Source organism: Winslowiella sp. 2C04 (assembly GCF_050037805.1).
Taxonomy (GTDB): domain Bacteria; phylum Pseudomonadota; class Gammaproteobacteria; order Enterobacterales; family Enterobacteriaceae; genus Erwinia; species Erwinia toletana_A.
This window is the reverse complement of the sequence record NZ_CP188300.1, coordinates 4,158,847-4,179,261: the sequence shown is the minus strand read 5'-3', so window position 1 is coordinate 4,179,261 and position 20,415 is coordinate 4,158,847. Positions and strand designations below refer to the sequence as shown.

General features: G+C 44.3%; 17 protein-coding genes, 1 tRNA gene and 1 pseudogene. 5 read left to right on the top strand and 14 right to left on the bottom strand.

Going from position 1 to position 20,415, the window contains the following annotated elements; translation table 11 throughout:
* The gene (locus tag ACP3TC_RS18920) at nucleotides 1–459 is read right to left on the bottom strand and encodes a DNA polymerase III subunit chi (protein ID WP_313855400.1); all 459 of its coding nucleotides are present in this window, start codon (nucleotides 457–459) and stop codon (nucleotides 1–3) included.
* A gap of 62 nt (nucleotides 460–521) precedes the next feature.
* Nucleotides 522–2,033, bottom strand: a complete 1,512-nt coding sequence (pepA, locus tag ACP3TC_RS18915) for a leucyl aminopeptidase (RefSeq protein ID WP_052898331.1) — start codon at nucleotides 2,031–2,033, stop codon at nucleotides 522–524.
* Between the two features lie 265 nt (nucleotides 2,034–2,298).
* Between pepA and lptF the strand changes: the two genes are divergently transcribed.
* A complete protein-coding gene (gene lptF / locus ACP3TC_RS18910; protein WP_426817053.1) occupies nucleotides 2,299–3,399 on the top strand; it encodes an LPS export ABC transporter permease LptF in 1,101 nt (366 codons plus the stop codon).
* Nucleotides 3,399–4,475 carry an LPS export ABC transporter permease LptG gene (gene lptG / locus ACP3TC_RS18905; RefSeq protein ID WP_313855403.1) on the top strand — a complete coding sequence of 359 codons (1,077 nt, stop codon included), beginning with the start codon at nucleotides 3,399–3,401 and terminating at the stop codon, nucleotides 4,473–4,475. The genes lptF and lptG overlap by 1 nt, the downstream gene beginning before the upstream one ends.
* Nucleotides 4,476–4,519: 44 nt before the next feature.
* On the opposite strand, the gene ACP3TC_RS18900 is transcribed toward lptG, so the two are convergent.
* The 3 genes from ACP3TC_RS18900 to ACP3TC_RS18890 all read right to left on the bottom strand — a co-directional run bounded on the left by ACP3TC_RS18900 (nucleotide 4,520) and on the right by ACP3TC_RS18890 (nucleotide 8,016).
* Entirely contained in the window at nucleotides 4,520–5,797 is a 1,278-nt protein-coding gene (locus ACP3TC_RS18900) for a DUF445 domain-containing protein (RefSeq protein ID WP_426817052.1), read from the bottom strand.
* A 9-nt stretch (nucleotides 5,798–5,806) separates the two neighbouring features.
* On the bottom strand, nucleotides 5,807–7,309 hold the full coding sequence (locus ACP3TC_RS18895; protein WP_426817051.1) for a helicase HerA-like C-terminal domain-containing protein: 1,503 nt from the start codon (nucleotides 7,307–7,309) through the stop codon (nucleotides 5,807–5,809).
* A gap of 203 nt (nucleotides 7,310–7,512) precedes the next feature.
* Nucleotides 7,513–8,016, bottom strand: coding sequence for a DUF2501 domain-containing protein (locus ACP3TC_RS18890; protein ID WP_426817050.1), 504 nt, complete (start codon nucleotides 8,014–8,016; stop codon nucleotides 7,513–7,515).
* Nucleotides 8,017–8,294: 278 nt separating this feature from the next.
* On the opposite strand from ACP3TC_RS18890, the gene ACP3TC_RS18885 reads away from it, so the two are divergent.
* Nucleotides 8,295–8,379, top strand: a tRNA-Leu gene (locus ACP3TC_RS18885).
* A gap of 198 nt (nucleotides 8,380–8,577) precedes the next feature.
* A pseudogene (locus ACP3TC_RS18880) lies at nucleotides 8,578–9,393 on the top strand (tyrosine-type recombinase/integrase); the annotation flags it as partial.
* Nucleotides 9,394–9,423: 30 nt separating this feature from the next.
* Here ACP3TC_RS18880 and ACP3TC_RS18875 read toward each other — a convergent pair.
* The 4 genes from ACP3TC_RS18875 to ACP3TC_RS18860 form a co-directional block, all read right to left on the bottom strand.
* Nucleotides 9,424–10,544, bottom strand: a protein-coding gene (locus ACP3TC_RS18875) for an IS3 family transposase (protein WP_426817049.1) whose coding sequence is annotated in 2 segments (ribosomal slippage) — nucleotides 9,424–10,286 and nucleotides 10,286–10,544 — 1,122 coding nt in all. Because the reading frame shifts where the segments join, the coding sequence is not laid out codon by codon here.
* Between the two features lie 418 nt (nucleotides 10,545–10,962).
* Nucleotides 10,963–12,072: a serine/threonine-protein kinase gene (locus ACP3TC_RS18870; protein WP_323644230.1), complete on the bottom strand. Its 1,110-nt coding sequence runs from the start codon at nucleotides 12,070–12,072 to the stop codon at nucleotides 10,963–10,965.
* Nucleotides 12,069–13,139, bottom strand: coding sequence for a serine/threonine-protein kinase (locus ACP3TC_RS18865; RefSeq protein ID WP_426817048.1), 1,071 nt, complete (start codon nucleotides 13,137–13,139; stop codon nucleotides 12,069–12,071). The genes ACP3TC_RS18870 and ACP3TC_RS18865 overlap by 4 nt, the downstream gene beginning before the upstream one ends.
* A gap of 30 nt (nucleotides 13,140–13,169) precedes the next feature.
* Nucleotides 13,170–14,228 (bottom strand): PP2C family protein-serine/threonine phosphatase, encoded by a 1,059-nt coding sequence (locus ACP3TC_RS18860; protein WP_426817047.1) that lies wholly within the window; start codon nucleotides 14,226–14,228, stop codon nucleotides 13,170–13,172.
* 395 nt (nucleotides 14,229–14,623) lie between these two features.
* On the opposite strand from ACP3TC_RS18860, the gene ACP3TC_RS18855 reads away from it, so the two are divergent.
* Nucleotides 14,624–15,118: a hypothetical protein gene (locus ACP3TC_RS18855; protein WP_426817046.1), complete on the top strand. Its 495-nt coding sequence runs from the start codon at nucleotides 14,624–14,626 to the stop codon at nucleotides 15,116–15,118.
* A gap of 356 nt (nucleotides 15,119–15,474) precedes the next feature.
* Here the strand turns inward: ACP3TC_RS18855 and ACP3TC_RS18850 are convergent, their stop codons facing one another.
* The 5 genes from ACP3TC_RS18850 to ACP3TC_RS18830 form a co-directional block, all read right to left on the bottom strand.
* Complete coding sequence (locus ACP3TC_RS18850) at nucleotides 15,475–15,918, bottom strand: hypothetical protein (protein WP_426817045.1); 444 nt, start codon at nucleotides 15,916–15,918, stop codon at nucleotides 15,475–15,477.
* A gap of 24 nt (nucleotides 15,919–15,942) precedes the next feature.
* Nucleotides 15,943–17,634: an AAA family ATPase gene (locus tag ACP3TC_RS18845; RefSeq protein WP_426817044.1), complete on the bottom strand. Its 1,692-nt coding sequence runs from the start codon at nucleotides 17,632–17,634 to the stop codon at nucleotides 15,943–15,945.
* A gap of 18 nt (nucleotides 17,635–17,652) precedes the next feature.
* Nucleotides 17,653–18,498 (bottom strand): DNA adenine methylase, encoded by an 846-nt coding sequence (locus ACP3TC_RS18840; protein ID WP_426817043.1) that lies wholly within the window; start codon nucleotides 18,496–18,498, stop codon nucleotides 17,653–17,655.
* A gap of 134 nt (nucleotides 18,499–18,632) precedes the next feature.
* Nucleotides 18,633–19,196, bottom strand: a complete 564-nt coding sequence (locus ACP3TC_RS18835; protein WP_426817042.1) for a hypothetical protein — start codon at nucleotides 19,194–19,196, stop codon at nucleotides 18,633–18,635.
* 657 nt (nucleotides 19,197–19,853) lie between these two features.
* Nucleotides 19,854–20,405: a YagU family protein gene (locus ACP3TC_RS18830; protein ID WP_313855437.1), complete on the bottom strand. Its 552-nt coding sequence runs from the start codon at nucleotides 20,403–20,405 to the stop codon at nucleotides 19,854–19,856.
* Nucleotides 20,406–20,415: the final 10 nt, after the last annotated feature.

The window sequence follows — 20,415 nt, the reverse complement described above, 5'->3', positions numbered from 1 at the left end:
CTATGTCGTTCTGGGCAAAGGCGGCGTTGCCGTATTCAAGTGGAATCCGACGCTGCGATAAGCTTTATAGCGGTCGCGCGCCAGCTGTTTGAGAGATTCTTCGTAAGGTACGAAGTCTATCACTTCATGGAAAGCAGTGGCAAAATCTGCAAACTGCGGCAGCAGGCTGATCAACAGATCGCGTGGCGCATTGCCACGACGCTGTGGCCAGGCCAGCTCAACCGGTGCGCCATATTTCGGGCCTTCACCAGCCAGATTGTGTGGAACAAAGGCGCTGGCCGGACGCTGCCATAAGGCTTCATCCAGTTTAATCGCCTGCTGTTCAGATTCGCAGGCAATCAGCACACGCTTCCCCGCGCGCCAGCGCGCTTCCGCCAGTTCACACACCAGCGCTTCAAGTGCGCTGAGTCCATCAACCGGGGTATCGGTTTCCAGCAGATAGAAGGTTGCGTTTTTCATTTGTGATGCCTGTTATTGAAACGGGCGGCGAAAACGCCGCCCCGACGGGAGATGATACGCGATTAATCGTCGCCGTTTAAGCCCGCACGATTTAACAGGAACTGCGACAGCAGCGCGACCGGACGACCGGTCGCCCCTTTAGCTTTACCTGAACGCCATGCGGTACCGGCGATATCAAGATGAGCCCAGTTGTACTTACGCGCATAGCGCGCAAGGAAGCTGGCTGCGGTAATCGCACCACCCGGACGGCCACCAATGTTGGCCATATCGGCGAAGTTCGACTCCAGCTGATCCTGATACTCATCGGCCATTGGCAGACGCCACGCGCGGTCACCGGCCTGCTCTGACGCGCCAATCAACTCATGCGCCAGCGGATTATGGTTCGACATCAGCCCGCTGATATGGTGGCCCAGCGCAATCACGCAGGCACCGGTCAGGGTGGCAATATCGATAACCACGTCCGGATCGAAACGTTCGACGTAGGTCAGGGTATCACAAAGCACCAGACGACCTTCGGCATCGGTGTTCAGTACTTCCACCGTCTGGCCGGACATCGTCGTCAGCACGTCGCCCGGACGGAAGGCGCGGCCACCCGGCATATTTTCACACCCGGCCAGCACGCCGACCACGTTCAGCGGCAGATTCAGTTCGGCCACCATGCGCATCACGCCATAGACCGACGCGGCACCACACATGTCGTACTTCATCTCGTCCATCGAGTCAGCGGGTTTGATCGAGATACCGCCGGAGTCGAAGGTCAGGCCTTTACCGACCAGCACAATCGGCTTGCTGTCCGGATCCGGATTGCCTTTGTACTCAATCACCGACATCAGCGACTCATTTTGTGAGCCCTGGCCGACGGCCAGATAGGCATTCATGCCCAGCTCTTTCATCTGCTGTTCGCCGATAACGCGAGTGGTAATATTTTTGCTGTAATTGTCGGCCAACTGACGCGCCTGTGAAGCCAGATACGCGGCGTTACAAATATTTGGCGGCATATTACTGAGATCTTTCGCCGCTTTCACGCCGGCGGCGACCGCCAGACCATGCTGAATGGCACGCTCACCGCTGGTCAGTTCACGGCGCGTTGGCACATTAAACACCATTTTACGCAGCGGACGACGCGGTTCGACTTTGTTACTTTTCAGCTGATCGAAGCTGTACAGCGACTCTTTCGAGGTCTCTACCGCCTGGCGTACTTTCCAGTAGGTATTACGGCCTTTAACGTGCAGCTCGGTGAGGAAACACACTGCTTCCATCGAGCCGGTATCATTCAGGGTATTGATGGTTTTCTGGATCACCTGCTTGTACTGGCGCTCATCAAGTTCGCGCTCTTTACCGCAGCCAATCAATAGAATACGCTCAGACAGGATGTTCGGCACATGATGCAGAAGCAGAGTCTGGCCTACTTTTCCTTCCAGTTCGCCACGGCGCAGCAGGGCGCTAATGTAGCCATCGCTGATTTTATCCAGCTGTTCAGCAATCGGTGACAGCCGACGCGGTTCAAAGACGCCAACGACAATACAGGCACTGCGCTGTTTTTCCGGGCTACCGCTTTTTACACTGAACTCCATGCACTCTCCTGAATCTTAAAGACAACGGCGTCTGCTACGGCTAGAATGTAGCGCTTTCGTAACGCATAAAACCGTTGCGTATCGACGTTTAGTAAACGGACGTCAGATTGAGTTTCGATGACAATCGTGGTTTTTTGTGTCATCTAAACGCTTGTGTCATACAATATTAGCTATGACGACTGCCATTGATGAGAAAAAATGGCGAACAAGCGATGAAACTATCGATTTTCCTGCAAAAAGACAAGTTTTCACAGGCGTACTAAGCGTGATCATCATTAGATATCTGGTTCGGGAAACGCTCAAAAGCCAGCTGGCAATCCTCTTTATCCTGCTGCTGATCTTCTTTTGTCAGAAGTTAGTCAAGATTCTGGGTGCCGCGGTAGATGGCGAAATTCCGACAAATTTAGTTCTGACATTGTTAGGCCTCGGCGTGCCGGAAATGGCACAACTTATCCTGCCGTTGAGCCTGTTTCTTGCCATCTTAATGACGCTGGGCCGGTTATACACCGAAAGCGAAATTACGGTGATGCACGCCTGCGGCTTAAGTAAAGCCGTGCTGGTCAAAGCCGCGATGATTTTGATGCTGTTTACCTCCGTGGTGGCAACGATCAACGTCGTCTGGCTCGGGCCCTGGTCGGCGCGTTATCAAAATGAAGTGACGCAAAACGCCAAGGCTAACCCTGGCGCGGCAGCGCTGGCCGCCGGACAGTTCCAGCAGTCCAGCGATGGTAACTCGGTGCTGTTTATTGAGAACGTGAAAGGCAATGCCTTTGGCAATGTGTTCCTGGCACAGCTGCGCCCAAGCGGCAACGCGCGTCCCTCGGTGGTGCTGGCTGACAGCGGCCATATGGAGCAGCGTCGTGACGGTTCTCAGGTGGTGACGCTGGACCGCGGCACCCGCTTCGAAGGCACTGCGTTACTGCGTGATTTCCGCATTACCGATTTCGAGAATTATCAGGCGGTAGTCGGCTACAAAGCGGCAGTGATTGATCCTAACGACTCGGCGCAGTCCAGCTTTGCTAATCTGCTGAAATCTGACAACCCGGAGTTCCGCAGCGAGCTGCACTGGCGTCTGACGATGGTGTTTGCGGTGCTGGCGATGGCGCTGATGGTGGTGCCGCTCAGCGTGGTGAATCCACGTCAGGGCCGGGTACTGTCGATGCTGCCGGCGATGCTGCTGTATCTGATCTTCTTCCTGCTGCAAAGCTCGTTACGGTCAAACGGCGCGAAAGGGCGTCTCGACCCGGCGATTTGGATGTGGATGGTCAACCTGCTGTATCTGGCATTAGCCATTGCACTTAACTTGTGGGACACGGTACCGATGCGTCGGATTCGTGCACGCTTTAACAAGGGAGGTAGCGTGTAATGTTTGGCGTACTCGACAGATATATCGGTAAAACCATCTTTAACACCATCATGATGACGCTGTTCATGCTGGTGTCGCTCTCCGGCATTATAAAGTTTGTCGATCAGCTGCGCAGAACGGGCCAGGGCGATTACACCGCGCTCGGTGCGGGTCTGTTCACCATCCTTAGCGTGCCAAAAGATATTGGGATCTTCTTCCCGATGGCGGCGCTGTTGGGCGCACTGCTTGGTCTTGGTACGCTGGCGCAGCGTAGCGAACTGGTGGTGATGCAGGCATCGGGCTTTACCCGGTTGCAGATTGCGCTGTCGGTGATGAAAACGGCGATTCCGCTGGTTATCCTGACGATGGTGATTGGTGAATTTGTTGCGCCGCAAGGCGAGCAGATGGCGCGTAACTATCGTGCGCAGCAGCAGCTGGGCGGTTCACTGCTGTCGACCAAAAACGGCTTGTGGGCTAAAGACGGTAACAACTTTGTCTACATCCAGCGGCTGAAAGACAATAACGATCTCGGCGGTATCAGTATCTACAGCTTTAACGATCAGCGGCGTTTACAGAGCGTGCGCTATGCCGCCTCTGCAACCTATGATCACGACAATAAAGTGTGGAAGCTGTCGCAGGTGGATGAGTCGAACCTGACCAATCCGTTGCAGGTAACGGGCAGCCAGACCGTCAGCGGTGAATGGCGAACCAGCCTGACCCCGGATAAGCTCGGTGTGGTCGCACTGGACCCGGACGCATTGTCGATTACCGGCCTGTATGACTACACCAAATACCTGAGGCAGAGTGGTCAGGAAGCCGGACGTTACGAGTTGAATATGTGGAGTAAAATCTTCCAGCCGTTATCAGTGGCGGTGATGATGCTGATGGCGCTGTCGTTTATCTTTGGCCCACTGCGCAGCGTGTCGATGGGTATGCGCGTGGTCACCGGTATCAGCTTTGGCTTCCTGTTCTATGTGCTGGACCAGATCTTCGGCCCGCTCAGTCTGGTATATAACATTCCACCTTTCCTCGGTGCAGTACTACCCAGCGCGGCGTTCTTCGCTATCAGCATGTTTATGCTGCTGAAACGCCGGTAACACCGTTAAACGTACGGGCGACATTCTCGCCGCCCGTACGTTGGCTACCCGATTAACGGCAGCACTGCCGGTATCTGCGACAGCAGATAGAGAATCAGCCCAATAGTCCCGCCAACCAGCGTGCCGTTAATGCGGATAAACTGCAGGTCTTTACCGATATTCACTTCAATCTGATGCGACATATCGCGTGCATCCCAGCTTTTCACCGTATCGCTAATATGGCGGGTAAGAAACGCGGCGAAATCCGGTGCAACGGTGCTGGCGGCGTCTTCCATATGCTGATTCAGCGAGGCGCGCAGGCTGGCATCATTCAGCAGCGTTTCGCTAAACCACTGCGCGGCAGCGGTAATTTTTGCCTGTACCGCCGAATCATCACTGTTCAGATCCTGTTTCAGCCAGCCGCGTAAATCGCCCCACAGTTCAGCAATATAATTATTCAGCGCCTCATCTTCTTTCAGATAAGCCTTGATACTCTCAGCGCGCTGCTTCATCTCCGGATCGTGCTTCAGCTTCTCAATCAGCCGCTCTACCGCGCGGTTAAAACCCTGCCGCAGCTCGTGACCGCGATCCTGACCGATATCATCAAGAATCGAATTCACCGCGTTCGACACCAGATCGGCACTGTGTTCACCCAGCCACTCGGTCGGCAGCATTTTGGCTTTAATCGGATGTTCGCGCTTCAGCCAGCGCACCAGCTGCAGGGCGATAAAATCACGGGTACCGGGCTTATTAATCAGCTTCAGCAGTTGCTCAATCGCCGCATCGAGCAGCTCCTGATGGCGATTATTTTTGGTCAGGCTGTCCAGCAGCATGGCGCTGGACTGGGTAAGATCGACCTTATCGATCGCTTTATGCACCGCGCGGCGTATAAAGCGCTGAATGCGCGCATCGTCGGTCATATCAAGAAAGCCGCGCATCAGCTGCAACAGATGACGGCCAAGCCGCTCGGCATTCGCTGGCGCACTCAGCCAGTTGGCAATAATCTGCGCCGGATCGTGCCGACGGATCAGCGCCAGCAGCGACTGGGTATCCAGAAACTTCTCCTGCACAAAGCGGCCCAGATTGTCACCGATACGATCTTTATTGCGCGGAATAATCGCCGTATGGCGCGAAATAAACGGCACCGGCACCCGGCGAAACAGCGCCACCACCGCAAACCAGTCGGCCAGCGCGCCGACCATCGCCGCTTCGGCGATCGCTTTAATCCCGCTGACCCAAAAGCCCGGCGGGAAAAACAGCGTGGTGACAAACACCCCGGCCGCGATACACAGCAGCAGCAGGGCGATGCGCTTCACTCTCTTTAATTCAGTCTCTTTATCCATAACCTTCGCTTAGCGCTTGCGGCCTCCCATAATGCTGCCCAACACACCGCGGATAATTTGATTGGTAATCTGGCGGGTGGCGCTCTTCGCCATAGTCTGCACCACGCCATCGCGCTTACCGCCACGCGGGCCGGTAGTGCCGAACAGAATATCTTTCAGTCCACCGAGAATTCCGCCATCCACACCGGCGGACTGGCCTTTAGCCTGAGGAGCCTGCTGCTGTTCACTGGCCGCCTGCACGCCTTTTTGCAGCATCTCATAGGCGGATTCACGATCGACGGCTTCGTCATACTTGCCCGACAGCGGCGAGTGATTAATCAGCCCGTTACGCTCATCGGCGCTCACCGGCCCCATCCGTGAGCAAGGCGCAATCACCATCGCACGCTCCACAACCGACGGGCTACCTTTCTCATCAAGAAATGAAATCAGCGCTTCACCAGTCCCCAGCTCCTGAATCGCCGTCACGGTATCGAAGGCCGGATTGGCGCGCATGGTTTGCGCAGCAACTTTTACTGCTTTCTGATCGCGTGGGGTAAAGGCGCGCAGCGCATGCTGAATGCGGTTACCCAGCTGGCCGAGCACCACATCCGGAATATCCGACGGGTTCTGCGAAACAAACCAGACGCCGACGCCTTTCGAGCGAATCAGACGGATCACCTGTTCAATCTTATCCAGCAGCACCTGCGGCGCATCGTTAAACAGCAAATGCGCTTCATCAAAGAAAAACACCAGCTTTGGCTTATCGATATCACCGGCTTCCGGCAGCTGCTCATACAGTTCCGACAGCATCCACAGCAGGGTAGTGGCGTACAGTTTTGGCATCTGATACAGCTTTTCCGCCGACAGAATATTAATCACGCCTTTTCCGTTGGCATCAGTGCGCATCCAGTCTTTGATATCCAGCATGGGCTCGCCAAAAAAGTACTCGGCACCTTGCTGCTCAAGCGACAGCAGCCCGCGCTGAATCGCACCGACCGAGGCGCTGTTAATATTGCCGTACTGCGTCTGGAAAGATTTGGCGTTATCACCGATATACTGCGTCATGGCGCGCAGATCTTTAAAATCGAGCAGCAGCAATCCCTGATCGTCGGCGATGCGGAAAATAATTTGCAGCACGCCCGACTGCACCTCATTCAGATTCAACAAACGTGCCAGCAGCAGCGGGCCAAGATCCGACACCGTCGCGCGCACCGGATGGCCTTTTTCGCCAAAAATATCCCACAGCACCGCAGGATTCGCCTGAGGTTGCCAGTCGTTAACGCCGATAGCTGCCAGCCGCGCCAACAGCTTCTCAGACGCGACGCCCTCGGCGGCAATACCGGTCAAATCACCTTTGACATCCGCCATAAACACCGGCACGCCGATATTTGAAAACGACTCCGCCAGCTTCTGCAACGTCACGGTCTTACCGGTGCCGGTCGCGCCGGTAATCAGGCCGTGGCGGTTTGCCATATTCGACAGCAGATGCAGCTGAGTTTCTTGAGTGCGGGCAATCAACAGGGGTGTGCTCATAGTGGCGGCTCCATTAGCGGGCATGACTATTTAGTGAAAACTTCACGACATCGGCATTGCTGGTGAAATTCATTATTTTCATCATGCGCGACTTACCAATAAGTATCGGCTAAATATCAGGTTAGCGCACATCAGGCGCATCCTTTGCCAACGTGAAGGGGAAGGGGAGAGACAGGGCGGAATGGCTTCCGCCCAAAAGTGGCTTACGCGATAAAGTTTTTGCCCTGCTTCAGCACCACATCACAGGCTTTGGTTTTCACCTTCTTGCCCATTTCGGTCTCGCCGAGGCTCTTCAGATTCAGCTGCTGGCCATTGCCGGTATTTAACAGACCTGCCAGACCCTGCTGATAATCAGTTTGCTGAGTTTTTTGCGTCTGGGTAGTCAGACCCAGCTTATCCAGCACCTGCTCTTTAACCGAGGCAACATTGTTATCCACCACGTTATTCTTCACGCAGTATTCAAGAATACCGGCAGCGTTGGTCATATTATTGGCGCTCACCGCCTTATCGCCGCCGTTCAGCAGGCCAGCCAGTGAGGAAAGCGACAAACCGCCCTGTGAAGCACTGCTGGTGCCGCTATTCTGCTGACCAAGTTGCGTTGCCGCGCTGTGCAGCTGATCCTGCCAGCTGGCTGCTGCGGCGCTGCCGGCCACCAGTGCAGATGAGAGACTTGCCGCCAGCAACACCCGCTGAGTAAACTTCTTCATTGGAAACTCCTGTTTTTTGAAGCGTAAAAACCGTTTTACGTCTGACATCAGTTACTTTCGGACTTTAACCGGCTGCAGAAGTTCCGGCGAGAGCATTTGAGCGGTGATAAAAGCGGCTGCATACGTGATTGCCTGTATAAGTTTAAAAGCTTGAAAAATACGGCGGTTGGGGCTGCGGCGCTGTTTTTTTCAGCACTCAGATCGCAACCCGGAGGATTAAGGTTGCGCGGATCTGGGGTAACGGTATAATCCCCAACGTTTTCCGCGTACCTCTTCGTGCCGAAGTGGCGAAATCGGTAGACGCAGTTGATTCAAAATCAACCATCGAAAGATGTGCCGGTTCGAGTCCGGCCTTCGGCACCAACAGTACGTAAATAGACCTCAACTGAGGTCTTTTTTTATGCCTAAAATCCAGTTCCCGCAAGGCTTTCCTCGCTTTTTCACTCAACCTAAGTCAACCTGATTCAATCTACATCAACTTACTGATGCGGGTACAACTGCGGGTGTATCTCGGTTCGATAATGTTTGTACCCACACAGAACCCTTGAAAGGATACTCATCATGGCTCTGAGTGATGTGAAGGTTCGTTCGGCTAAGCCTGAAGCAAAAGCCTATAAACTGACTGACGGTGAAGGCATGGTGTTGCTGGTTCACCCTAACGGTTCCAAATATTGGCGACTGCGTTATCGCTTTGGTGGTAAAGAGAAGATGCTGGCGCTGGGGAAATACCCCGAAGTCTCTCTGGCGGATGCCAGAGCGCACCGGGACGAAGCCCGTAAGCTGTTAGCTAATGGTGTTGATCCCAGTGAGAACAAGAAAGCTGTTAAGGTGGAGCAGGAGCAGGAGGCGATAACGTTTGAAGTGGTAGCCAGAGAGTGGCACGCCAGCAATCAGAAGTGGTCTGCATCGCACAGTGTCCGTGTTCTTAAAAGTCTGCAAGATAATTTGTTCGATGCGATTGGTAAGCGAAATATCGCAGAGTTAAAAACCAGAGATCTGCTTACACCGATTAAGGCAGTGGAGATGTCTGGACGTCTTGAGGTGGCAGCACGTCTACAGCAACGAACAACAGCAATTATGCGATTTGCCGTGCAGAGCGGTTTAATCGATTACAACCCCGCACAAGCGATAGCAGGTGCAGTTGCTACGGCTAAACGACAGCATCGCGCTGCGCTGGAACTTAATCGCATTCCTGTACTACTTCATCGAGTTGATACCTACACCGGCAGACCACTAACAAGGCTAGCTGTAGGACTAACGTTATTGGTATTTATTCGTTCTAGTGAGCTGCGCTTCGCACGCTGGTCAGAAGTAGATTTTGAAACTGCGATGTGGACGATTCCTGGGGAGCGTGAACCACTGGAAGGTGTGAAGCATTTGACCTGCCCCCAGGATTAGATACAACGCTCACTTAGTAATGTCGGATCCTTCACTATCAGAATTACCCTTTCTCCAGGCCGCCGCAAATTCAGACGGCGTCTGATAATTCAGCGCGGAGTGCGGGCGGCACTCATTATAATCCTGACGCCATTCACTGATGGTTTTCCTGGTATGACTGACGTCACTGAACCAGTGTTCATTCAGGCATTCATCGCGAAAGCGTCCGTTAAAACTCTCAATAAATCCGTTCTGTGTCGGCTTGCCGGGCTGGATAAGCCGCAGCTCCACGCCATGCTCAAAGGCCCATTGATCGAGCGTGCGGCAGGTAAATTCCGGGCCCTGATCAGTTCTTATCGTCGCCGGATAGCCGCGAAACAGCGCAATGCTGTCCAGAATACGCGTGACCTGCACGCCTGAAATCCCAAAGGCAACAGTGATCGTCAGGCATTCCTTCGTGAAGTCGTCCAAGCAGGTAAGGCACTTGATCCTGCGACCGGTGGCCAATGCGTCCATGACGAAATCCATCGACCAGGTCAGATTGGGCGCCGCCGGACGGAGCAGCGGCAGACGTTCTGTTGCCAGACCTTTACGACGTCTTCTGCGTTTTACGCCCAGGTCACTGAGGTGATAAAGCCGGTACACGCGCTTATGATTAACATGAAGCCCTTCACGGCGCAGCAACTGCCAGATGCGACGGTAGCCAAAACGCCTGCGCTCCAGTGCCAGCTCAGTGATGCGTCCTGATAAATGTGCATCTGCAGCCGGACGCTGAGCCTCATAGCGGCAGGTCGACAGGGATAAACCTGTCGACCTGCAGGCACGACGTTGCGACAGACCGGTCGCATCACACATCAACACCACGGCTTCCCGCTTCTGGTCTGTCGTCAGTACTTTCGCCCCAGAGCCACCTGAAGCGCCTCCTTATCCAGCATGGCTTCGGCAAGCAGCTTCTTGAGTCTGGCATTCTCTTCTTCAAGCGACTTCAGGCGCATAACCTCAGGCACCTCCATACCACCATACTTCTTACGCCAGGTGTAAAACGTGGCATCGGAAATGGCGTGCTTGCGGCAGAGTTCACGGGCGGATACTCCGGCTTCGGCCTCGCGGAGAATACTGATGATCTGTTGGTCGGAAAAACGCTTCTTCATGGGGATGTCCTCATGTGGCTTATGAAGACATTACTAATATCGGGGTGTACTAATCAACGGGGAGCAGGTCATAGGTATGGTTTGTGTATTTTTTTCAAGTGCAAGTAAACGGAGCCACTTACCTTTACTAACCTCTCCTCTTTTAGAATTAATTATTTTCAGTTCTTTTTCATTGAAACGGACACTCACACAATATGTACGATTGTTTAATGAAGTATTTAAAGGAGTTGTTGTATCACTATCATTTGAAAAAATATATGATTTAGAATATTTTCTTGATATTTTCATAAATTCCCTTTTACAAAATATATATATCATTTATTTTGATTGTCAAATGCCTCATTTACAGAAGGTTTTTATATAAATACTTTTTATATAGTATGTTATTAGAGAGATCTCGAATGAGATCTCTCTAATGTTATTTCAATAATAGAATTGTAGAGCATCTATCATGTGGTAATCCGGGATATACTGAATAGGTAACATTTTTCCCCTGCTGAGGTAACGAGTTACCGTAAAACTCTGAAGAGTGGAAAAATAACATCCCCGTTTGTCTACCGTTGTCAATTATATGGCCTGTTTCTCGATAAGGCACACCAAAATCATAAATTGTACCGAAACGACGTGGCTCATTCGAATAACAAATAGAATCGAATGCATCTAGAATATTCTCAGCGGTAGGCCGTTTTTGAGGGTCAGCAACAATACAATTTGTGATCAAAGCCCATAATTCTTTTTCTAAAATTGCAGAAGATGCGTGGAGCCCAATATTTTGCGGTTTTAAAAGTTTTGTATTATTATCCTGGAATCTAGCAACTTCTCTAATTGCTCTCCGACCAGAACCAAAAGGAAGTTGACCTGATAATAAATGGTAAGCAATACACCCTAATGACCAAATATCCATTTCCTTACCTGCGCCTTTCCAGTCATCCCAACATTCAGGGGCCATGTAAGGTACTGCTCCTAATAGTGTTTGAGATGTTGTTAAGGTACTTTCATCTTTCTCAAAAAGCTCTATTTCAGATTCGATTTCGCTTTCAGCTAGTTTAGCAATACCAAAATCTGTTAACTTGACCATAGATAGATTAAAATCATTTGATACCATTATATTGCTGGGTTTTAAATCTCTATGACAGATTCCTACTTTATGAGCTTCATGTAGTGCTTTTGCAAGATTTTTTATTACATGGGCACATGTATGTGGGTCTAAATAATGAAATTCAGTAGACATTCGTTTGGAAAGATCTTGCCCAGAAATGAATTCCTCTATCAAAAATGTTAAATTCTCATCTTCATAGTAATCTAAAGTAGATGCAACATTGGAATGATTTATTCTGGCACCCATTTCAGCGCCTCGTTTAAATCTTCTATCCTTAGTCCCTGCTTTTGGCGTTTTTAAAACTACTTCTCTATTTAGAACAGTATCATGACATAAATATACTTCTTGCATACCGCCTGCGGCTAAATAGCGAATTATATGGTATCTGCCAATTAGTAATGTGTCATTTTCAAACGAAACTTTGGTCATAATACCACCTCTGGATGTGAAGATGAAAAAGTCATAAACCGTCTGTTGCGTAAATGGGGGGCACCAAATGTCAATAGACAAGAATTAGGTAAGACGGTGTTTACCTTTGGTCTCATATTATTGATGAAAACATCGCCATCAACGTAGGTTATTTTAAATTCGAGGCCGTCATAATATATATCTATCTCTCCCAGCGGAGCTATTTTTAATTTAACACCTTTTTGGGTAGATGATAATTCATATACATTTCTTGTGTTTTCCGTGAAAATCCCTTTATGCTTGTGTATTACTAAGTATTTTGCCAATAAAGGTACTATTTCCTCTATTGTGGGGCGATTAGCTGGATTTGGACATAATGTTGCATCAATTAAATTTATTATTTCTTCTGGTAATTTATTTTTACATACATGAGCTAGGGATTGATATTGATGTTTAGAATGTGGAGGAGTATCTAACAATGCTCTGTCAAAATTATTTTGGGTGGTGACAAGATTCCAGGCAATTATCCCAAATGCATAGATATCCATTTCCCTACTAATCCTTGCATTTTCATAATATAATTCTGGGGCCGCATAAATCAATGTTCCACGATTGTTTTTCGTGATATAGTCATCTGTTATTGCTGATATGCCGAAATCAAAAATTTTAACGACTCCGGCGTTGGAGGCTTTAATATTTTCTAACTTCAAATCCCTATGGGTAATTCCAGCTTTGTGAAGATCATAGAGACCACTGGCTATTTGGAATAAGATTTTTAGAAATTCTTCTGGATTATTATCATATTCTAAATAGAATTTAGAGAAATCTCTGCCATCAAGATACTCTATAATAATGCCACTGACATTCCTATTTTGATCAAATAAAACATCGTATATCTCTACTACATGACGAGATCTTGCCTTAGATAAAGCGATAATTTCATTGTAAAGTTGGTCATTATTATCTGGGTTGGACATTGATTTACATAAGATTTTCCTTCCAAGAAAGTTGTCATGTAATAACCTAACTTCTCCAAATCCGCCAAATTGTAAATCCTCGCCTACATCTACATATCTATTAGCCATCATAATGTATCCTTTCTTTATAAAGATTAGGCCTTATTTGTCATTGTTTCCAATAGGTACAATCGTTATCTCTTTTGAATTAGTGTCATCTTTCTTTGATTTAGTAGGGGGTTTCTTTTTGTTTTTATATGAAAGAGAGGCTCTTTTAATATTTGTCTTTTCGTTAAGGAAACTATATTTGGTATCCCCTATGATTATATTTGAATGATTATGCCTAAAATTTTTATTTTCGGTAGTCAATACAGGATTTGATGAAAAAGCAATAATCGAAGAATTATCGGTTCCACCGCACCAGGTCGCTAAAGCCAATGTTCTTCTTACTACATCTAAAGAATTAGCTGCATTTTTTATAACTTTATCGAAAGATGTCTCAGAATCTTTCCATGCACCATCGCTTACTAAAATAAAACCTTCATTGAAATATGACTTATCATAGAAAACAAAATTTAAATCATTACTATTACGATTGGATTCACCCAAAGCCTGAGATAGTGTGCCCTTCAAGCCAAATGCTTCCAAGGCGGTTTTATCTTTAATATTTAGTTTACTAACTTCATTTTCAATAGTGTCATCACAACTTACTTGTGTTAGTGCCTTTTTAGATGGCTCCCAAGAAAAAATTCTACTATCACCAATGTTAAGTGCATAGATTTCACCAGACGAGGAAGCAACTAACAAGCTTAAAGTTGTAGCTCCATCTCCTAATAATTTATCTTGTATAGTTTTATCGGCATACAGAACAGCATTCTCTATTTTTTTCTGAAGATGCTCGTTTGTATTTTCTGTACTTAAATATCCGAATATAGTTGCGATAGCTAATGAAGAAGCCAAGTCACCAAAGGCAGAACCGCCGACACCATCACAGAGAATTGCACAATAAATGAGACTATTGTTAAGGGTGATAGAGCCAACAGCCAACCTGTCTTCGTTCCGCTTTCTCTTTAAACCTGGGTGTGTACCTAAAGCACCATCAATACCTTCAATTTTGTTTGTTACACCTATTCCAAAAATATTACTGCAAAGTTCTCTAAATATTTCCTGTTCTATAAAAGTTTCAAGAGAACTATAGATACCAAACTGTTGTTCATTCATTCTAATCTCTCGTCGGTACTTGGATTCTATCTGATAATTTATCCCTTCTTCTACTTACGGTCAATCATACTGGTAAGGTTGATATTGTGACTGCAAGAATATACTAAGAAGTTTTTGTAAAATACATAAAAATCAATAAGTTATAATTGTGAGGCTAAGTGGGTTACAAAAATTTTTTACAGATATGAAGTAAAGCTGAGTCTAATCATGCAAAAGTTTGAACAACTTTCTATGATTTGAGAGTCAAATTATTAATTTTAATTCTTTATTTTTTCAACCGCAGGGCGAAAAACAAGGGAACAAATAGAAGCATAGCTTCTATTTGTTAGCCCTTGCTTAATAAATATTTGATGTTTTAATTGTTATGCATTAATAATAGATTAGGAGGTGATTAAATGAAATTAAGTAAAGAATTAGGGTTTATAAGAGAGTGTCCTGGTCCCGTTAGTTTACCTGATAATAAACTAGAAATTATATCAGAAGTCATTTTAAGCATATTTAATTCACGTTTTCTATATCAAGATTATCTTAAATATGAATCAGCAAGTATTTTTATAAATGAAAATAATCAAATGTACAGGAACAATTTATTGATAAGTGAACTTAGTGCTGACTATTTTATTAGGCGTGTTTTAGATGTTAAGAAAACGCTTGAGATATCGGATTTGTTTTTATGTTTTGGAAGAGGAGGGATTGAGTATATAGATATTATGGATGGACCTTTTATTAGGACGTACAATAATTATGGCTATTTCATGAGATACTTCGCATTTGCTTTTTGGTCTGGAGAGTATCAACATTTTGATGTAATGGATTCCATTTTTTTATACATACAAAAAAGTCGGATGATTTTATCTGATAATGCATTACAGATAAAAATAATGAAATGATAATATTAGGTTATGAACTATTATTAAAGTTTAATCCAATTCAAGCCATGAAAATCATTCAGTTATATTATTTTTATGAATTAGAGTCAATTGCAGATGTAATACTAAATAAATTCTTTAAAAAATAGAAAGTGAGTTTAGTGAATTTTTCAATGCGAATAATATTTTTTATCTGAAAAGATGCGTAAAATCAATGATTGATTTAGAACGAGTTAGAATTAACATAACGAATATATATGCCAAATGCTGTAATGGGTATGTTGATAATGGTAAAAAGCTGCAACTGCATATTAATGGAATAAAGGATAAAATGTATTTGATAGAGGTTGAATGAAATCAACCTCTATTACAGCTATCTATACTTTGTAGGAACTGCTACTTGAGGAAGGGGATGGAGTTAAATCAAAAGCAATTTTCTTAATACCATTCACGATGTTACGTTCGCTGGTAGAAGACTTTGTTAACGCATCTTTTATTATTTTCACATGCTCAGTGTTACATATAAAAATATAATCATTGTCATCTATATTAACTGTATTCTCAGGTTTTACACTTATATCAAATTCAAAATTATCTGCACCAAAACTTTTGTTTTCAGAATTGCACTTTTCTAATGCAAGCGTATTATCAGTGAAAGCATAGGGAAGTGATACTTTATTTTTCATATCAAAAATCAAAAAAATTTCTGTTGTTGCATTGGAATCATCACTAAAATTTGGAATTGATGCATTAGAACCTATGTAATTAATCATTATGTTTTTGGGTACGAATATTGAGTATACAAAAAATCTATTCGACATTTTTTATTCCTCTGTCTTGTTAGGTTAATGATCTGATAGTTCTTTAAATTCAAAATTCCATGTGTTTCTATCGATACCATTTTGAGCACAAACTTTTTGGAATAAGATTCTTAATCCTTTATAAAAGGCTTCGTTAGCTTTATAGTTCTCCTCCCTCTCTAACCAATTGCGTAAAACCATACGGAAGAAGTTTATATTATCATTAAAAAGAGCCTTGTTTCTCTCTCGCTTAAACCCTTTAGTCGATTGACCAAGTTCTTTTTTATTTTGGTAATCAATCTCAATAGACAATATTTGGGGTTGAATTTTTGTTAAATAATATTCTTTTGTAAAACCTTGATTATATATATCAGGGTTGATCCAAAAAGATTCGTCATCACTTTTATAGATTAATTCGGCATGTTCAAAAAATAATTCTTCCGGAGCTAAAGAGCCTGGAAGTGCAATAGTACTTAGGTTTAAATCAGTTTGATGATCGCCATCGAGAATACAGATCGATTTCAATGAAGTTTCTGATAAATGTGGATCTCTGAAAATTGTTCTTAGGTTATCAGCCCCAATAAAGCATTCTACAAAATGGAAATAACTTCTTATTATTGCCATTTCAGGCTTTCTATGTATCCAAAAAGAAAATAGTTCTTCGAGAAAGAAACGAGCTTCTTCATCTTCTGTGAAGAGTGGTATCTTTTTACGGGTATATGTTTCATCTCTATTTTGATTTTTCAAGAACATCGATATCTTGAGGTAGTCTGGATCTTCAAGACAAAAAACTTTACTCATGTTATTCATTAGATATATAGCATTAAATTTCTTGGAGAAAGCATATTCTAATAAAGTTAAACTATGGGTGGTAAAGAAAACCTGTATTTTATATGCCTTAGCATATTCATTTATTTTATCGAGTAGCCTTATTTGCAATGAAGGATGTAAAGTTGCATCGAATTCATCAATCAACAATATGCTTTCTTTAATATCAACAGATTCAATTAATGATTCGAAGTAATACCTTAAACTAACTAAAGCTTTTATTATAATAAACGAATTATCTTCTCCAGAAGATATTGTGTTGGAATCAATTTCGGGATTATCGGTGTCAAATAAAGGTCCAGACTTAAAATCACCGATGTTATTTGACTCAATGTTAGTTATATTTATTTGGAGAAGATCTTTGTAAAGTTGGGATATGTAACTTACATATTGATCGGGTAGATTTAAAGCAATTTTTGTAAGGTCCCCATCCTTTGTTTCCCCAATAGGAAATAATCGTGATAAACCTAAATATAAAACTGGCTTTGAAGGCAGTGATTGTTTTGGACCACCTCTTGGGTATAATGGCTTAATCGCGTATCTTTGAGCTTCGTCTGGATTTCGTGAGTTATGTTTTCTAAAGCCCAACTCACTTCCATCTAAATAGTTTATGGAAAACAGGTTTCCTTTTGCTCCCTCTGCAGGGTCTGTATAGCTTTTTGATTCCCTGACTATTGCTTCCATTTTTGGATTGGCAATTTTATTTATAGCTTTAATTACTTTGAGACAATTATTATTTGAATAGTTTGCGGACCGAGTGGGTGGCATTTGAAAACCATTGCTAACTAAGTGAAGCAATGTCGTTTTACATGTGCCGTTGGTTCCTGAGATGATGTTAATATCCTTATCGAATGAAAAATCGATGTCGATAAGTTTCTTGAATTTTTTGAAGCCAATCTCTTTAATCATTTCAACTCATCCTTAAAATCAAATCTCAGGGATCTTCACCCCGTCGTTATAAATAATAACCTCAAGCCCTTTCTTCTTATCCTGAGCTGTATAACTTAATGAATAATCAGCCATGTTAAGGCCCTGATAGATTTCTCTTATTTCATTAACATTATCGTAAGAAACAATCCAGGGTAGTGTGATATTTCGCAAGGTATTAGCGATTTTTACATGATCATCATGCAAGTAAAAATTACGATATAACTCAGCACCCTTAACATAGTAAGGTGGGTCAAGATAGATCAGGCTTTTTTTAGGCAATGAATTTTTCTGGTTCAATAGAAAATCTACAGCATCCAGATTCGATACATGGATTTTATCTCTATAGGTGCCAATTAACTTTATTCTTTTGATTAAGTCCTGTTTATTAAATCTGGCATCTAATTTCCATTTTCCTTTTTGTTCTTTACCGCCAATGACTCCAGCTTTTAGAATGCCAGATCGGTTTGTCCTGTTCAAAAAGAAAGTCGATAAAGCGACTTCAAGCATACTATAATTATCATTATTAAGTAGTATGTCTCTTTGTATATGCCAGTTCTCAATAGTTACGGGGATTTCATTAATCATTTCACATAATGATTCGTTATGATTTACAACGGCAGACCAAAAAGCATAAAGTGCTGGGTCTATATCATTAATGAAAATGTCTTCAACAAGACCGTTGAGTAGCAAACCTAAGGCAACACCTGCTCCACCAGCATAGGGTTCCGCATAGCAACCTCCTGCTAAGTTGTTACAACGGAGAATTTGCTCTATATGTGGATAGAATTTTGCTTTACCTCCAGGATAACGGAGGGGGGTTTTGAAATGAGAAGGCTTTAGCATCCGTTATCAACTCAGTAAAAAATAATCGCAACTTTACCATACTACCAACATTGAATCCATCAAATCAATATGTAAATATTCAGATGAACAATGAATCTACTTTGTGAGTAACGGAGGTTACAAATGCTAATGATCTACTCATTATTCGTTTGCTTTATTTTTTTCGTTAATTCAAGTACCTCTTTTAGATATTGCAAATGATTTGCAACATTTTTAAGTGCTAATGCTCCAAGTGATAACCCTAAAAGAAAAGCCAACCCAAATACAATTAGTGTATTTGTTGTGCCAGAGTTGAAGAGCCCTTTTGATATGGTATCACCTAATTTGTCTAACCCACCAAAACCTTGAACTGCAGAGTAAGCTAATCCAATTATTGATAAAACAGCAGTTTTTTCTCCAAAGAAATCATTTATCCTTGATTTTACTCTTTGTATCTTTATATTTAACCAATCTATTGAATAGTTTAATTCAGTCAATGAATAAGGCATCAGTTTTTCTATGTTTTGTTCATCATTATCAATTTCACAAATAAGGTCATTGAAAATTTCCTTTTTGAAGTTGAGCATGAACTTCACGCCAGGAATTATAGGGGTAAATAAGTATATTATACCGGCAATTGAATTGAGGGCATACAGGACGAATGCAGGTAAAATAAACGGTTGTTTGGGAAGGCCAAAGACTTTGTAGATAACGGCCATTATGACCATTAAGACGAGAGAAATGAGAGACGTGAGAAAAGAACATACTTGAATCTTTCTAAGTAAGTTACTTTTTTTATGTATCTGATTATAGGGGGCATAAGTATTCATTTTACTTATTTCTTTTATGATTTGATTTGCTCTATACATTGTTTATAGTTCCATTAATAAACTATTGCTCAGGGTCATTGATTAGAATATGTATAGATTTTACACTATCAACCCGTAATGACGAATACATTCTGTTCGATTATCACTAATCGGGACTGATGGTATCAATGATGGTATCATCGACAATGTGGATTGCTTTAATTACTAAATATCATAAGGATAGTTGCGATGTTCGAGTCCGGCCTTCGCACAGTTCAGCATACATCTGTTTAAGACGTCGATTCTTATATTAGTAAACGATTATCCTTTTAATAAATATGAAGCTTAATGCCACCCTATTCAGACTTCCATCTGGTATATGACTTTAAAGATACCTGCCTGACGGCAGATATCTTTCTCAGTTCGACTAATTTTAACCGTATTAAACACGGTGATGATCTAAACGGGATTCACTTATCGCGATTTCCTTCGTTGGCATGATGAGCATGCCGGAGGATCTCTGGATATAAATACCACGTCTACACATAGCCAACATTTAAGAACGAATTATCTCTGCACCCACACACCTTTAATCGGTCTTGAAAAGTAAGCAAGCACAGCCACCATACAAATTTCAATCGATACCGACCAATAGATATGCCCCAAAATCTCACTGAATAGTTCAGCGGAGTTCAGGTTCCACAGCCAACCTACTGCGCCATCAGCGTAGACGGGATTTCTGAATCCCAGCAAAGGGATCAGGAATCCGTGCATAACGACAGTGATGATTAAGCCATAGAGAGCGCCCCAGAAAAGCCTGATTTTAGGGCAGTAAGCAGACCACGCGACATAGACAAAAGCGAAGATAAAGCTGAAAAGCCAGTGATATAAAGTAACAGCACCAGGAATGCTGACTCCTTGATAGACGTAATCAAGCGAGTGGGAATTGATACCTAACCATCCCAGCCATGCATCTATATGCGCCGCAGGAGGTGAAATCTCGCCCGGTACGCGTGGCGGCATGTTGACTTCAGATCCCCATTTGACCAGTGAACTGATAAAACCACCAACCAAAGTCGTCCATACTATGATCTGAAGATTGATCTTATTTTTCCACATAATTCCATCC

What these genes read in the sequence shown, in the direction of transcription:
- ACP3TC_RS18920 (WP_313855400.1), bottom strand. Translation starts at nt 459, where the DNA reads ATGAAAAACGCAACCTTCTATCTGCTGGAAACCGATACCCCGGTTGAT.
- pepA (WP_052898331.1), bottom strand. Translation starts at nt 2,033, where the DNA reads ATGGAGTTCAGTGTAAAAAGCGGTAGCCCGGAAAAACAGCGCAGTGCC.
- lptG (WP_313855403.1), top strand. Translation starts at nt 3,399, where the DNA reads ATGTTTGGCGTACTCGACAGATATATCGGTAAAACCATCTTTAACACC.
- ACP3TC_RS18900 (WP_426817052.1), bottom strand. Translation starts at nt 5,797, where the DNA reads ATGGATAAAGAGACTGAATTAAAGAGAGTGAAGCGCATCGCCCTGCTG.
- ACP3TC_RS18895 (WP_426817051.1), bottom strand. Translation starts at nt 7,309, where the DNA reads ATGAGCACACCCCTGTTGATTGCCCGCACTCAAGAAACTCAGCTGCAT.
- ACP3TC_RS18890 (WP_426817050.1), bottom strand. Translation starts at nt 8,016, where the DNA reads ATGAAGAAGTTTACTCAGCGGGTGTTGCTGGCGGCAAGTCTCTCATCT.
- ACP3TC_RS18870 (WP_323644230.1), bottom strand. Translation starts at nt 12,072, where the DNA reads ATGACCAAAGTTTCGTTTGAAAATGACACATTACTAATTGGCAGATAC.
- ACP3TC_RS18865 (WP_426817048.1), bottom strand. Translation starts at nt 13,139, where the DNA reads ATGATGGCTAATAGATATGTAGATGTAGGCGAGGATTTACAATTTGGC.
- ACP3TC_RS18860 (WP_426817047.1), bottom strand. Translation starts at nt 14,228, where the DNA reads ATGAATGAACAACAGTTTGGTATCTATAGTTCTCTTGAAACTTTTATA.
- ACP3TC_RS18855 (WP_426817046.1), top strand. Translation starts at nt 14,624, where the DNA reads ATGAAATTAAGTAAAGAATTAGGGTTTATAAGAGAGTGTCCTGGTCCC.
- ACP3TC_RS18850 (WP_426817045.1), bottom strand. Translation starts at nt 15,918, where the DNA reads ATGTCGAATAGATTTTTTGTATACTCAATATTCGTACCCAAAAACATA.
- ACP3TC_RS18845 (WP_426817044.1), bottom strand. Translation starts at nt 17,634, where the DNA reads ATGATTAAAGAGATTGGCTTCAAAAAATTCAAGAAACTTATCGACATC.
- ACP3TC_RS18840 (WP_426817043.1), bottom strand. Translation starts at nt 18,498, where the DNA reads ATGCTAAAGCCTTCTCATTTCAAAACCCCCCTCCGTTATCCTGGAGGT.
- ACP3TC_RS18835 (WP_426817042.1), bottom strand. Translation starts at nt 19,196, where the DNA reads ATGGCCGTTATCTACAAAGTCTTTGGCCTTCCCAAACAACCGTTTATT.
- ACP3TC_RS18830 (WP_313855437.1), bottom strand. Translation starts at nt 20,405, where the DNA reads ATGTGGAAAAATAAGATCAATCTTCAGATCATAGTATGGACGACTTTG.